Annotated in this window: 11 protein-coding genes; 8 read left to right on the plus strand and 3 right to left on the minus strand. The window is 57.5% G+C overall.

Features of this window, described 5'->3' with window-relative positions; all coding sequences use genetic code 11:
• Positions 1 to 76: 76 nt before the first annotated feature.
• Positions 77 to 2,563 (plus strand): ATP-dependent helicase HrpB, encoded by a 2,487-nt coding sequence (gene hrpB / locus GCE01_RS05625; protein WP_099211573.1) that lies wholly within the window; start codon positions 77 to 79, stop codon positions 2,561 to 2,563.
• A 6-nt stretch (positions 2,564 to 2,569) separates the two neighbouring features.
• On the opposite strand, the gene GCE01_RS05630 is transcribed toward hrpB, so the two are convergent.
• Positions 2,570 to 3,613, minus strand: a complete 1,044-nt coding sequence (locus tag GCE01_RS05630; protein WP_099211575.1) for a nucleoside hydrolase — start codon at positions 3,611 to 3,613, stop codon at positions 2,570 to 2,572.
• A gap of 68 nt (positions 3,614 to 3,681) precedes the next feature.
• Positions 3,682 to 4,089, minus strand: coding sequence for a DoxX family protein (locus tag GCE01_RS05635; RefSeq protein ID WP_167386122.1), 408 nt, complete (start codon positions 4,087 to 4,089; stop codon positions 3,682 to 3,684).
• A 221-nt stretch (positions 4,090 to 4,310) separates the two neighbouring features.
• Here GCE01_RS05635 and GCE01_RS05640 point away from each other — a divergent pair, with 221 nt between their 5' ends.
• The 7 genes from GCE01_RS05640 to GCE01_RS05670 all read left to right on the plus strand — a co-directional run bounded on the left by GCE01_RS05640 (position 4,311) and on the right by GCE01_RS05670 (position 10,170).
• Positions 4,311 to 5,555 (plus strand): S1C family serine protease, encoded by a 1,245-nt coding sequence (locus tag GCE01_RS05640; protein WP_099211577.1) that lies wholly within the window; start codon positions 4,311 to 4,313, stop codon positions 5,553 to 5,555.
• A gap of 90 nt (positions 5,556 to 5,645) precedes the next feature.
• Entirely contained in the window at positions 5,646 to 6,326 is a 681-nt protein-coding gene (locus GCE01_RS05645; protein ID WP_046900612.1) for a winged helix-turn-helix domain-containing protein, read from the plus strand.
• 3 nt (positions 6,327 to 6,329) lie between these two features.
• A complete protein-coding gene (locus GCE01_RS05650) occupies positions 6,330 to 7,742 on the plus strand; it encodes a HAMP domain-containing sensor histidine kinase (RefSeq protein ID WP_099211579.1) in 1,413 nt (470 codons plus the stop codon).
• Positions 7,743 to 7,800: 58 nt separating this feature from the next.
• Positions 7,801 to 8,151 (plus strand): hypothetical protein, encoded by a 351-nt coding sequence (locus GCE01_RS05655; RefSeq protein WP_086633520.1) that lies wholly within the window; start codon positions 7,801 to 7,803, stop codon positions 8,149 to 8,151.
• Entirely contained in the window at positions 8,148 to 8,849 is a 702-nt protein-coding gene (locus GCE01_RS05660) for an SIMPL domain-containing protein (RefSeq protein ID WP_099211581.1), read from the plus strand. Before GCE01_RS05655 ends, GCE01_RS05660 begins: the two co-directional genes overlap by 4 nt.
• Position 8,850: 1 nt before the next feature.
• Positions 8,851 to 9,207, plus strand: coding sequence for a thiol-disulfide oxidoreductase DCC family protein (locus tag GCE01_RS05665; RefSeq protein ID WP_099211584.1), 357 nt, complete (start codon positions 8,851 to 8,853; stop codon positions 9,205 to 9,207).
• Between the two features lie 87 nt (positions 9,208 to 9,294).
• Positions 9,295 to 10,170, plus strand: a complete 876-nt coding sequence (locus GCE01_RS05670; RefSeq protein WP_099211586.1) for a hypothetical protein — start codon at positions 9,295 to 9,297, stop codon at positions 10,168 to 10,170.
• A 7-nt stretch (positions 10,171 to 10,177) separates the two neighbouring features.
• Here the strand turns inward: GCE01_RS05670 and putA are convergent, their stop codons facing one another.
• Positions 10,178 to 13,834, minus strand: a complete 3,657-nt coding sequence (gene putA / locus GCE01_RS05675; RefSeq protein WP_099211588.1) for a bifunctional proline dehydrogenase/L-glutamate gamma-semialdehyde dehydrogenase PutA — start codon at positions 13,832 to 13,834, stop codon at positions 10,178 to 10,180.
• Positions 13,835 to 14,046: the final 212 nt, after the last annotated feature.

The raw sequence follows: 14,046 nt of genomic DNA on the forward strand, positions 1-14,046 counted from the left end.
TGAGCCTGAGACATATATCTCCGTCAATGACCAATGCTGCTGTTCGACGTCTGGCCTCTAATTCCGGAGTTTTGTCCTGAGCGATTTCCTTTCTCCGGATCTTCCGGTTGCGGCTGTTCTTTCTGATCTTCTGAAAACGTTAGAGCAGCAGCCAAACGCTGTTCTCGTTGCTCCTCCCGGTGCCGGTAAGACAACCCTGACGCCACTGGCTCTGCTTGAGGCACCATGGCTTGCGAGGCAGAAAATCATTCTGGTCGAACCTCGTCGTGTTGCTGTGCGAGGGGCTGCGTCACGGATGGCCTCCACGCTGGGAGAGCGACCGGGTGAAACTGTAGGCTTTCGTACGCGCACCGACAGCGCCGTATCAGGCCGAACGCGTATTGAAGTTGTGACGGAAGGGTTGCTTGTACGGCGCCTTTTGGCAGACCCAACATTGGATGGGGTTGGCGCTGTCCTGTTTGATGAGGTGCATGAGCGCTCGCTGGATCTGGATGCGGCTTTGGGGTTCTGCCTGGACCTTCAGCGTGAACTCAGGCCGGATCTCCGCATGCTGGCCATGTCCGCAACGCCTGATGGGCGTGCGTTTACAAATCTTATGAATGCCGCCCTGATCGAGAGTGAAGGCCGACAATATCCCATCGATATACGCCACACCCGGGATGTAATGCACCCGCGTGACCTGCCAGAGGCCTGCGCACGCGCTATCCGGCAGGCTTTTACAGAGGAAGAGGGCGATATTCTTGCGTTTCTTCCCGGCGTTGGGGAAATTCGCCGAACACAGGCTCTGCTTGGAGATGCTGTGCCTGTTTTTCTTCTTCATGGAGAACAGACGACAGAAGATCAGGACCGCGCGATTGCGCCATCCGACAGACGGCGTGTTGTGCTGGCAACGTCGATTGCCGAAACTTCCGTGACGGTTTCCGGGGTTCGGATTGTTGTCGATGGTGGTCTGCGCCGGGCACCGCGTCTGGATTCCAACACAGGGTTATCCCGGCTGGAAACACTGAAGGTTTCGCGTGCGACGGCCACTCAGCGTGCGGGGCGTGCGGGGCGTCAGTCTCCTGGTGTCGCGATCCGTCTGTGGTCCGAGGCTACGCAACGCTCTCTGCGGCCACAGGATGCGCCCGAAATCCTTGTTGCGGATTTAACGGACTTCGCTCTCGTGACGGCAGCCTGGCAGGACGTCATGGGAACAGCGCCCGACATGTTGCCACTCCTTGATGCGCCCCCTGCCGGAGTGCTTGCGGGTGGGCGTGAGTTGTTGCGTGAGTTGGGTGCCCTGAATGAAGCCGGCCAGATTACCGCTCTTGGAAAACGGATGGTAGGGCTCGGAACTCACCCGCGTCTTGCGGCCATGCTCTGTGCAGCGAAAACCATCCCTGAACGTGTGACGGCTGCCTGCCTCGCCGCTCTTCTGGAAGAGCGTGATCCTTTGCGCCCCAGACCGCATATGCCTTCCGGGGCATCTGCGGGAGCGGACATCCGCACACGTCTGGCTTTGTTTGAGCGGGATGATCCACGAGCGGACAGGGCCAGCCTGTTCCATATGCGTCAGGCGGCAAAACGCTTTCTGCGTCGCATGGGTGGCAAAGACCTTCCACTGAGTCCGATGCCGTCTCATGCAGGGCCACTTCTGGCCGCCGGTTTTCCTGATCGTGTGGCGCAGGCTGCGGGAGAGATTGGACGATTTCGGCTTGCAGGCGGCGGGAGTGCCCGTGTGCAGGCCAATGACGGTCTTGCACGTGAAAAGCTTTTGGCTGCCGCAGCTTTTCACACGCGAACGTCGACGGAAATCACGCTTGCGGCGCCTCTGGATGCTGAAAATTTACCCCAGACGCTTCTGGATCGGACAACCGAGCAGGTTGAAACCAGTCTGGATGGGGCTTCAGGTCGGATCATCGCGCGACGCAGGCTGCGTCTAGGCGCGCTGATCCTGCGTGATCGCAATACAGAAGTAACGCCTGAGGAGGCGCAGGCACTTCTTCTGCAGCAAATCGCGGATGATCTTGCCCGCGCTCTGAACTGGTCTGACGCAGCGTTTCAGTTCCAAGCCCGTGTGGCGCATGCACGCGCGACCTACGCACCTCATCTGCCGGACCTGTCGATGGCTGCTCTTGCTGATGATCTGGCATGGCTGGAGCCATATCTGGCAGGCTGCGACCGTCTGACCCAGGTGAAAGCTCTTGATCTTCTGTCCATTCTTCGGGCCCGTATGGACTACAGCGATCTTTCCGCACTGGATCGAAAGCTGCCGCCTCGTCTGACGCTCAAAGCCAGCACCCACGACATTGATTATACAGGGGCCGTGCCAACAGTGTCTGCACGAGCACAGGCATTCTATGGCACGGCCGGAACGCCGTTGCTCGCTGATGGCGCCGTGCCGCTTCAGTGTGCATTACTGTCACCGGCGGGCCGCCCACAGGCCATTACTGCTGATCTTGCCGGTTTCTGGAAAGGGAGCTGGTCAGATATGCGCAAGGATATGCGAGGGCGCTACCCAAGGCATGACTGGCCTGAAGATCCGGCAACGGCTGAACCGCCAAAGCCACGTCCCAAACGCTAGGTTCCATCAGGCCATCTGGAAAACTGCCTTACGGAACAGGGAGCGCACGCCCTCGGCATCCACCTCTGTGCAGATCTGAACAGATGGGCGATTGTCCCAGTCTCCGGGTGGATAAACCCGACCGTCTGCTTTTTGAACTGATTCACCAAGGGTAACGCCTTCCGTCGAGACGCGAACAGCACCTTTTTGGGTTTTGAACAATTCCGGCGCAATCACGTATGCTGCAGCAGAGGCATCGTTGACATAAATGCCGTCCAGACCAAGCCCCCGATGAAACATCATGTAGACCCGCGTGATATCCCACAGGAAACGCCCTGACTGGCCCCCATGCTGGCGCAGGTTTTCGAAGTAGGCGTCTGTCATCAGGGTTTGTGTCGTGACATCGAGCCCTACGATTGTCACCGGCCAACGCGCGGCACAGATCTCATCGGCAGCTCGTGGATCCCCATGGAAATTGGCTTCCGCCGCGGGTGTCACATTTCCCCGTGCATCGTGATGCCCGAATGCGCCGCCCATCAGCACGACATCCTTCACCAAACTGGCAATGTCTGGCGCCTTGCGCAGAGCGAGCGCGAGATTGGTCATGTGTCCTGTCGCGACGAGAGTGATCTCGTGTGGGTTGGCGCGCACCAGATCAATGATGAGATCTTGCGCGGGGCGAGGATCGAGTTTTTTGTGGACGGCCGAGAGAGGAATATCTCCCAGAGCGTTTCGTCCATGAATGGTGACAGGAGGGGACGATGTCACACCATCCAGAGACGCGCCTTGGCCTTTTGAAACCGGGACATCGATCCGGAAGCGTTCGGCCAGATAGAGCGCATTGCGTGTTGTGGTGTCGATCAATCCATTACCGGCCGCAGTCGTAATGCCCACCAGCTCGATGTTTGGCGTGCCATGCAGCAAAAGAAGCGCCATTGCGTCATCAATGCCGGGATCTGTGTCGAAAATGACTTTTCGTGAGGCAGGTGCAGCGCGGGCCATATTCGGGAGCAGAGACAAGGATGCAAACCCGGCGGACTGAGCGAGCAGGGAGCGACGGGACAGGCGCATGACAGGTCATTCCTTGAGAAAACGAACTTACCGTTACCATCAAGGAATGACCTGTCTGCGGCAAGCTTTTAGCGGAGCCTGATTGCGAAGCGTCCTGGACCAGCGGCGGCAAGAGCGAGCAGGCCACCTGCAATGCTGATGTTTTTGTAGAAATGGATCATCATGTCGTAGCGGAGCATTCCGGACATCGTCCAGAAATGATGGCCGATCAGCCCTGTCACGATGGTGTAGAGGGCAAGAACAATCGCAATGGGTTCCACTAAAATGCCGCCAAGCAAAGCCAGTCCTGCCCCGAGCTCCACGACGATAGCGAGGATGGCTGACAGGGTGGGAACAGGCGCGCCGGTCTGAATCATGTAAGATACTGCTGCGGGGAAGTCTGCGAGTTTGCCCCATCCCATCACGAGGAAAAGACCAGCGAGCAATACGCGACCTGTGAGGAGAAGGGCATCGCGAGGCAGAAGATTGGTGAGCATCGGGAAAATCTTTCGAAGCAGAAGAACTGCCTTGAAAATATGAAAAGTAGATATTTTAAAAAATAGAAATGATGGAATGGTATGATTTCCAAAATGCTCATTATCGGGTTTTTACATCTCCCTTCGGCCTGGCAGGAAACCCCTGTCTGCGGCTTCTTTTAGGAGCTTTGACGGTTTTGTGTTAGCAGCTGAAACATGACGATGTTCGTGACCTGTTTCCCATGAATCGCTCTCTTCAGGCCGCTGCAATCGGGGCCGGAACAGCGACTGTCGTGACAGTAGGCCTGATGCTGGCATTGCGTCTGCACAGCCACGGAGAGCAACACGCTCCCACATCTCAGCCTGCTGCAACGACCATTCAACAGCAGGCCGTCAAACCGCTTTCGTCCGTTAGTCCGGACAGCCCTTTGGCAGGAGAAAGCACGGACGCACACGGGATTCCGACACAGCCTCCGGTGCCCGCCGCGGCACCGGCACTGCCTCCCTTGTTGGTTAAATACGGTCCTCTGAGTTTTGCGCCGCTTGTGCGTCAGGTCATTCCGGCCGTTGTGAACATTGCCATTACCCAGAGCAGCCCGGACGGCCATGATCACGTTCCACCGCAAATCAAGGGAACCCCGCTGGAGAAGCGCTATCATGACCGCATGAAGCGCCAGCAGGACGAAATGGTTGGCGCAGGCTCGGGCTTCATCGTGGATGCGACCGGAATCATTGTGACCAACCGGCACGTTGTCGGTGGAGCGGACAAGGTGGTCGTCTCCCTTTCCAACGGTCATGAAATGCCGGCACGCCTTCTGGGAGCTGATCCGCTGACGGATATTGCCGTCATCAAGGTTGATAGTCCTGAGCCGCTGCCGCACGTCACCTGGGGCGACAGCCGCCAGACGGATATCGGAGACTGGATTCTGGTGGCAGGGAATCCGTTCGGGTTTGGCTCGTCTGTGACGGCGGGCATTGTTTCCGCCGTAGGGCGTGACCTGGGTATCGGCTCCCTGGACGATTTCATTCAGCTCGATGCCCCCATCAATCCGGGAAATTCTGGCGGCCCGGCCTTCAATATGCGGGGACAGGTCGTGGCGGTGAATGCTGCCATCGTGACGCCTGCTGGGGGCTCCGTAGGTATTGGTTTTGGTATTCCGTCTGAAATCGTCGCCCCGATCGTGGCTGAAATCGAAGCAACCGGGCATGTCGAGCACGGCTGGCTCGGTATTACCCTTGATGACGGGGACACGGACGTCGGTATTGCGGGTGTCGATAACGGCGGGCCGGCCCAGAAAAGCGGTCTGCGCCGTGGCGACATCGTGCGGCAGGTAGATGGAGCGCCCGTCATCAGCGCCCGTATGCTGCTGCGGAGCATCGCTGCGGCCCGGCCGGGCATGGTTCTGAATTTTGGCGTCAGGCGTGGCGGCACGGACCTGACGCTTCCCGTTCATATCGGACCACGCCCCAAGAACGCGGATAACTGATCGAGCCTCCACTTTGACCCGTGGACACAAGCCGGTATTCTGAGGCCCTGATACGGCGCCCAGTCGCCCGGAAGGAAGAGAGTAAAATCAATGCGTATCCTGCTCGTTGAGGACGATTCCACAGTCCGCGCCTTTGTGCTCAAGGGATTGCGTGAAGCCGGGCACGTCGTGGATGAGGCGGATAACGGCAAGGATGGTCTGTTTCTGGCTGTCAGTGAAAATTATGACGTTGTGATCCTGGACCGCATGCTGCCCGGCGGGATTGACGGCCTGCGTATTCTGGAAACGCTGCGTGGACAGCAGAATGCGACGCCGGTTCTGTTGCTGTCCGCTCTGGCAGATGTTGATGAACGAGTGGCTGGCCTGAAGGCTGGTGGCGATGACTACATGACAAAGCCATTTGCCTTCTCAGAGCTTCTGGCCCGGATTGAGGCGCTCGGCCGCCGTGGCCGTCCTGAGTCTGCCCCTCAGACACGTCTGACTGTGGGCGATCTGGAGATGGATCTCCTTTCCCGGACTGTGAAGCGTGGGAACGAGAAGATTGATCTTCAGCCCCGCGAATTTCGTCTGCTGGAATTTTTGATTCGTCATGCGGGGCAGGTCGTCACGCGGACCATGTTGCTGGAGCGCGTGTGGGACTATCATTTTGACCCACAGACCAACGTGATTGACGTGCATGTTTCACGCCTGCGCCAGAAAGTGGACAAGCCGTTTGCAACCCCCCTCATCCATACGATCCGCAACGCCGGATACATCCTGCGCGCGGACTGACCCGTGAAAATCTGGCGCGGGTTTCGCCGTCTCGGGAAGCGTTTGCGCTGGCCGATCCGGTCTGCAGGGCTGAATTTTGCCCTCGCCTACGGGTTGGTGTTCATCATTTCTGCGGGCGTGTTCCTGTCGTTCATCTGGTGGAACACCACTGGCCAGCTTGACCGCCAGGTCGAAGCTGCTGTGCAGGTGGATGCCCACGATCTGGCACAACGCTGGGTTCATGGTGGCCCGGCGGCTCTGGCGCTCGCCATTCAGGACCGATTGGATCAGAACGTCGAAGATGACGAGCTGTATTTGCTCGTCGGGCCTGATGGTCGCAAATATGCTGGAAATCTACCGGGCTGGCCTGTGGTCATCACCCAGATGGATGAGTTTTATGAACTCTCCATCCGTCGGGATGGTTTTCGCACCCAAGCCAAGATGCACGCCTTTCCGCTATCGGAAGGCTTTCGCCTGATTGTTGGTCGGGATGTTCGGGGCCGTCAGGTCGTCCGGCACGTTCTGACCGATACGCTCATCTGGGCCTGGGTCATGGTGTCGCTGCTGGCGGCGGGTGGAACGCTCGCCATTCGGCGGATTTTCCGACAGGTTGTGCGCTCCATTGCCCGCACGACGTCTGCTGTAGCGCAGGGAGACCTTAGTCGTCGCATACCGCTGACCGGCAATGAAACCGATCTTGTCGCTCAGACGGTTAACACCATGCTCGAACGTATCAACCGTTTGATGGATGGCGTGCGGCAGGTCTCGAATGCCATTGCCCATGACCTGAGAACACCCATTGCACGAGCGCGCGCGCGTCTGGAAGATGCGAGCCTGACTGCTACGTCTGAAGACGAGCTCCGCGCGGCGATTGATCGTGCCGTTCTGGATCTGGACCATGTGACGTCTATTTTCGAAGCTCTTCTGCGTATCGCCCAGCTTGAAGCTGGCGCGCAGCGGGCGGCGTTTACAGTGCTGGACATTCCGCCTTTGCTGGAAGGTCTGAGCGAGCTTTATGAAGCATCCATGGAAGATGCTGGTCTGAAACTCGATTTCCGGATCGGGGCACTGGCGCGGGTCAATGGAGACCCGCATCTTCTTCAGCAGGCCGTTGCCAATCTTCTCGATAATGCCATCAAATTCGCGCCGGAAAATACGACGATCACCCTCTCTGCCGTCATGCAGAAAGGGCGTGTTGCCGTCAGTGTTTCGGATCAGGGCCCCGGCATGAGTGAACAAGACATGGCCCGTGCGTCAGAGCGATTTTTCCGTGCAGAAACAGCGCGGAATACCCCCGGCGCAGGGCTTGGGCTTTCTCTGGTGCAGGCCGTTGTTCAACTGCACGGTGGAACCATGGAGCTCTCGGACGGAAAGCCGGGACTGCGAGTAACACTGCTTTTGCCAGCTCTTCAGAATGCAAAGACCCTCCCTGCATGACGGAAGTTTCATTCCTCCCTCACCCGTGGCTTAGGTGAGACTGTGTAAAGAGGGCGGAATGCGCCTTCTGCCTCCAATGTCTGTCTGTCTTCTGGGTCTGGTGGGAAGCCTTGCGGCTGCCCCGGCTGGACATGCGCCACCGCAGAATGCGCCTGCCCGACCTGTCCCCGGGAAAGAAGAAGGCGTAATTTCTGTGACGTCTGACAGCGCGGAATACTGCACCCAGCTGACACAAAACGTGGATCATCTTCTGGCGACACCCCATGGAATCCCTGTTGGGGCTATGGACGATGCGCATCGTCTCCGGATTGAAGGCGATACACTGTGCAAGCACCATCACCTGCGGGCAGGGATCGCGAGGCTGCGTCGTGCGTTGGTCCTTTTGGAACATAGTCAGGAGCACTCATGAAGCGTCTTTTCCGTCTGGCCACCCCACTCGCTGTCCTGTCTCTGGCAATTTGCTGTCAGGCCCGGGCAACAGAACCCCAGACGACCGGGACAGAGCTGGATTTCACAGTCACGGGTGAAGCCCATGCCGCGCCAACGCTTTTGACGGTGCGTCTTTTCGGGCGAGTGGACAGTGCCTCTGCCATCGAAGCGCAGAAAACCCTGAATGCCCATATGGCCGAAGCCATGAAAATGGCATCCGGGGTGTCAGGAATTGAGGCACAAGCTGGCAGTTATTCCCTGTCGGACCAGACGCCAGAGCATGGTCCGACGCGCTGGACCGCCCGTCAGGATCTGAGTCTGAGCGGGAAGGACCCCGTGTCTCTTCTGGATTTGTCAGGCAAGCTGCAAAGTCACGGTTTGATGATGGATGGCCTGGACTGGTCTCTGGACTCCGAAACGCGGGAGACCTTACTGCGCCAGGCCCGTACCCAGGCACTCCAGAAAGTCCGGCAGGAAGCCGATGAAAGTGCCAGAACGCTGGGGCTACATGTTGTGCGACTGAAGCAGGTTCGAGTGTCTTCGATGGAACCGGGCCCGCGGCCGGTCATGTTGATGGCGGCTCGTGCGGCTAGCGATTCGTTCACACCGCCACAAGGTACTCCGCAGGAACAAACCCTTCGCGTTACAGTGAGTGTTGAAGCCGAACTGGCTCCCTGACATGTCACGTTTGACAGTCTGGCATGATGGAAACTGTCCTTTATGCCAACGTGAAATCGCCTTGATGCGTCGGCTGGACCGGCGTGGAAACATCGACTTCATTGATGCCTCCGGAGAAATTGCGGATTGCCCGTTAGACCGTGCAGCCTTGCTCGCCCGGTTTCACGCACGCGAGGGCGAGCAGCTCTATGACGGCGCGGCTGCTTTTGCGGCCATGTGGCGTGCTATTCCGGTTCTCCGGCCTTTGGGCGAAGTCGCCCGTTATCCGCTGGTGCTTAAAGGCCTTGAGGCCCTGTATGGGCAGTTTTTAAAGGTACGGCCCATCCTTCAACGGCTGGTTCGCAAGGCCGGCCGATAAGGCATCCTTCATTTTTTATTCGGAATAGTTGTACAAATTGTAAAATTCAGACATGGTTTGACATGAAATGTCGTAAAGGGCTGTGTCATGAAAGTCTGGATGCCTCTTGTTGCCGCATTGCTTGCCTTAGCGCCTTCTCTTCACGCTCAGGAGAAACTGGTCGTACAGGGTTACTCTGCCGATCAGACCCGACATGCCGTGGAAGAAATTGTTCAGCCTGCCAATGGTCGTCAGATTGCTCGTTGGGACCGAACGGTCTGTTCGCAGTTCATTGGTTTTCCAGCCGGGGTGGAAGAAAATTTTCAGACCCATCTGACGGAGCGTTTTGCGAAATATGGTGTTCACCTGCGGGCGAATTGCAGGATACCCCGGCTTTTCATTCTCGCGACTGTCCATGAAGACGATCTCATCTCCCATATTCTGGATCGTGATCCCTATCTCATGCAGGGTCTCGACACATCGCCCGTGTTTACTGACAACATCCGTCTTCCGTCTCCACGCGTGAAGAAAGCCCTGCAGGAAAGTTATCCTGTTCGCTGGTTTGCGGATGTCGGGATTGAGGACACGTACCACATGCCCATGCATGTTGGTCCCACACTTATGGCCCCAGCTTATGTGCATGAGCCGTTAATGACGTCTTTCCTCGGATCACAGACGGTCGAAACAATCAAGTATATGGCTGTGACGGTAGATCTTTCGAAGATGGATGGCGTTTCATGGCCGTCTCTTTACGAGTATGTCTCCATGATTGCTCTCACAAATCCGGCGCTTAAGGATTACGACACCACAGAGAGCATTCTGGGCAGCTTTGTGCAGAAGAAGCAGCCACAGCAGGGGAGTTTTTCCATGACCAACCTTGATGACGCGATTGTTCATCAGGTCTATTCCCTGGACCCTGCTGAAGATGGCCGCTCAGAGACGCAGAAAATTACGTGGGACGTTACGGCCAGTCTTCATCACTGAAGTGCTTTCAGGACAGAGCCATCGTGGTCAGATCGCCGCAAAGGGCAGCGGTATTAACGGTCACGACGTGCTCTTCCAGAAGCCATTCGGGGCGCAGACAATCCAACACATGAATGGGCACAATGCGCCCTTCGCGTGCTGTCAGGGTTGAGGCAGCCTGCAGCGCGCGGGGGGAGTGTCTTTCCATGATCATGACGGCACATTCCGGCAAAGCCCCTGGATCAACGCGCTGGATACGGTCGGCCAATCCGGGAGAAAGGCGCTGCATCCAGTCCAGTGCGTGATCTGGGCCAAGAACCAGAGCAGGGTTGCCGGTTCCCAGAGCCATACCGACAGCCCTGAGAATGGCAGGCCAGCTTTCACCTGCGCAGAGTACCGGGCCACAGGGCTTGAGTGTCAGTGTGTTGGTCTCTCCAGCGGGGCCGGGCAGTGTCATTGAGAAGCCCGTCATGGCATGCGCAATATCCTGTCGGATCTGGCGGGCTGAGACGGCATCCCGGCTTTCAAGAAACGTCACCAAACTTTGCGCATGGCGCGGGATACTACCCGGATTTGCATCTTTAGGCGCAAACCATGGGGACGTGCGGGCACTCATACGGCGGAGGGCAAAAGGCCCCCCTGCCTTGGGGCCACAACCGGAAAGTCCGGACCCACCAAAAGGCTGTGAGCCAATAACTGCCCCTGTTATGGCCCGATTGACGTAGATGTTCCCCGCCTGAATGCGGTTAGTCGTGCGATCCACTGTCATGGCGACACGCGAATGAACGCCAAAAGTCAGGCCGTACCCCATGGAATTTACAGCGTCGATCACGCCGTCCATTTCGTTGCGGTTGAAGCGACGCACATGCAGGACCGGCCCGAACACTTCATGCGGAATATCGGCAACACGGCCGATTTCAATCAGCGTGGGGGGGAGGAAATGGCCGTATCGACAGTTTTCACCGAGTTCGGGGGACCACACCGTTCGGCCGGCCCGACGCATCATTTCAACATGATCCATCGCTTCTGTCCGGGCTTCCGGAGAAATAATTGGCCCGATATCCGTTGAAAGACGCGCCGGATTCCCAATAGCCAGATCCTGAATCGCGCCCTTCAGAAGCTCAAGAACATGGTCTGCACAGTCTTCTTGGATCAACAGGATACGAAGAGACGAACAGCGTTGCCCCGCACTGTCAAAAGCAGAGCTCAGAATATCCTGCACGACCTGTTCTGCATGCGCGGAGCTATCGACCAGCATTGCATTCTGTCCGCCCGTGCGCGCCACGAGAGGAACAGGTGTGCCCGTGCGCCCCTGCCGATCAAAGATCTGGCGTGAAACGGCTTTGCCAACGGGCGTTGAGCCGGTGAACATCACGGCATCGACCCGGTGATCGGCTACCAGACGCTCTCCCACCGATCCATCGCCTGGCAAAAGGTGCAGAACTTCACGTGGAATCCCAGCTTCATGCAGAAGCTGAACGGTGCGGCTTGCAATAAACGGGGTTTGCTCGGCTGGCTTGGCCAGAACAACATTTCCAGCGGCAAGAGAGACGGAAATCTGTTGCACGAACGCCGCCAGTGGGCTGCTCCAGGGGCTGATACACGCAACAAGGCCGAGCGGTGAGGCCTGCAAATGATAATCCCGCCCTTGCAGACGTTCCGCATCATGGCGAAGAATACTGACGGCCTCACGGACTTCATCCTGAGCAGCTGGAAGGGTCTTTCCAGCTTCCCGTACCAGAAGCGCCATTAGCTCAATCCGGTGGGCCTCAATCAGATCAGCAGCTTTCCCCAGACAGGCAATCCGTACTTCAGGGCTGCTGCCTGCCCAACTGGCAAGCGCATGCTCCGCTGTCTCCAGTGCAGACAGCAGTGTCTTTCCATCAGTCTCGACAACGTCTCCAATAGGGTCATGTCGGTCTGCGGGGTTGTAGAGCAGACGGGAGCGGTCGTGCTGACTGGTGACACCTGGCGTTAGAGCGCGGGCGTGGAGGAAGGGCGCATCTCCATCAAGGGTTTCATGGAGGGCCCGAAGTGTCAGCTCATTGAAAAGATCCAGGCCTGCCGCGTTGCGTCGCCCAGGCTGGAAAATGTCTGACGGTGCACGAACTGCACGATTAGGGCGCTCGGTTCTCAGAATGGCGCGTGTTGCCTCGACGGGGTCAGCCGTTAAGGCTTCAATCGTAATAGCCGGATCTTCGTCGCGGCTGACAACAAGCGAGGCAGCTCCATTTTCCAGTAGCTGCCTGACGAAACTAGGCATCAGTGCTGCGACTTCCCCAATGGGAGCATGAACCCGGCAGGGCAGGTTCATGCCCTGTTGGTTTCGCAGGTGTTGCGCGAGGGCGAGCCCCAGCCCCTGCAGGCATGCGAACTCGAAATCTCCCGGCCGAACCTGCCCTGCGAGCGCCAGAATATGACCAATAGTCCGCGGATTATGGGTGGCAAACTGCGGGTAGGTGGCATCCAGCGATTCAAGAAGCTGTCGGGCGCAGGCGAGATAACTGACATCCGTATGGCAACGGCGCGTGAAAACAGGGAAGTCAGCCAATCCGGTTTTCTGGGCTTGTCGAATTTCCGAATTCCAGCAGGAGCCTTTGACCAGCCTGACAAGAACGCGGCGCCCAGTGCGCCGTCCCAGATCAATAAGAAAATCTACGACAGCTGAAGCACGACGATCATAGGTCTGGACGGTCATGCCAAGCCCGTTCCAGTTCCCCAGTTCAGGCAACACACAGAGAGCCTCAAGCAGATCCAGCGTCAGCTCAAGATGTGTGCTGTCTTCGCTGGAGAGCAGGATGCCGACATCGAGTTGCCGTGCCCGGATGGTAAGCCTTTGCAGGATCGGCAACAGCTCCGTCATGATCCGCTCGCGCCTGAAACGGCTGAATCGCGCGCTCAATGCGGGCAGGCGTACATACAGCATTGGGCGGTCATGAAAGTCGCCGGTGATGCCCGCGTGTTGGCTGATATCTTCTAGTGCGTCTTCATAGACGGTAAGGGCATCGAGGGCTTGATGAGCCGTCAGAGCGGTGTTGACCTGCGGATCATATGCATATGTCAGCCCATATTTTTCTGCAGGGGCGGACAGTCTCAGAGCCTGAGCCAGCGTAGAGCCCAGAATGAATCCGCTTCCTACGGCACGGATAGCTTTTTCCAGACTGCGACGAACCATGGGAGTAGATGTCTGAAGGGTTAGCCGACGAAGGCTGAACCCCTTGCTCTGGTTGAAACGCCCTGCAAGGGACAGGTTCAACGCAATCGAGTTCACAACCGACGCACGGCGTTTACTAATATGCCGTCCCCAGTCGGTAGCTCCCACGAGAGAACGGATCAGCGCATCCTGAGTCGCAGAATCCGGAATGCGCAGGAGCGCCTCTTCCAGAGCCAGAACAGATTGCCCTTCAGGTGAAGACAGAGGGAATGCCTGCAAAAGGCTCCCCACAATATCGGGCGAGGAGTCTCGTGCGGCCTCAGCAAGGCCATGGGCTATTCTGCTAGCCTGACGATCCTGCTCAGGTGTGAGGTCAGCACGCGGCAGCAGCGCATCCACACATTCCGCCTCGGGGCGGTAGTGAGCAGCGGAGACAGCGTTACGGAGCGGTGAGCGTGGTGCGCGTGAGAGTAGAAATTCCGCAAATGGCGCGGCGGGGCGTGAAGCCGGGTTCGTCGTCGGATGGGTCATGGAGTCCATTCCAGGCGGGTTAAAGCCCGGGGAGGCCTTTAAAACAGAATAGAAAGCGCTCTTAGCGCAACATCGTAGCCAAGACACCCAATGATTGATCTGAAATCGGATTTATTTCTGATCACAGCCTCTTTTTCAAACGCCCATAAGATGCACCGAAAGGCTCATTTTATAAATATTGGAAATATTTTCGGACTTGTAATGTCCAATTT

Source organism: Gluconobacter cerinus, from assembly GCF_002723935.1.
Classification (GTDB): Bacteria; Pseudomonadota; Alphaproteobacteria; order Acetobacterales; family Acetobacteraceae; genus Gluconobacter; species Gluconobacter cerinus.

Bases quoted from the DNA above. Each gene is read 5' to 3' on its own strand.
- GCE01_RS05665 (WP_099211584.1), top strand. From the start codon at position 8,851: ATGTCACGTTTGACAGTCTGGCATGATGGAAACTGTCCTTTATGCCAA.
- GCE01_RS05670 (WP_099211586.1), top strand. From the start codon at position 9,295: ATGAAAGTCTGGATGCCTCTTGTTGCCGCATTGCTTGCCTTAGCGCCT.
- GCE01_RS05630 (WP_099211575.1), bottom strand. From the start codon at position 3,613: ATGCGCCTGTCCCGTCGCTCCCTGCTCGCTCAGTCCGCCGGGTTTGCA.
- GCE01_RS05635 (WP_167386122.1), bottom strand. From the start codon at position 4,089: ATGCTCACCAATCTTCTGCCTCGCGATGCCCTTCTCCTCACAGGTCGC.
- GCE01_RS05655 (WP_086633520.1), top strand. From the start codon at position 7,801: ATGCGCCTTCTGCCTCCAATGTCTGTCTGTCTTCTGGGTCTGGTGGGA.
- GCE01_RS05645 (WP_046900612.1), top strand. From the start codon at position 5,646: ATGCGTATCCTGCTCGTTGAGGACGATTCCACAGTCCGCGCCTTTGTG.
- putA (WP_099211588.1), bottom strand. From the start codon at position 13,834: ATGACCCATCCGACGACGAACCCGGCTTCACGCCCCGCCGCGCCATTT.
- GCE01_RS05640 (WP_099211577.1), top strand. From the start codon at position 4,311: ATGAATCGCTCTCTTCAGGCCGCTGCAATCGGGGCCGGAACAGCGACT.
- GCE01_RS05660 (WP_099211581.1), top strand. From the start codon at position 8,148: ATGAAGCGTCTTTTCCGTCTGGCCACCCCACTCGCTGTCCTGTCTCTG.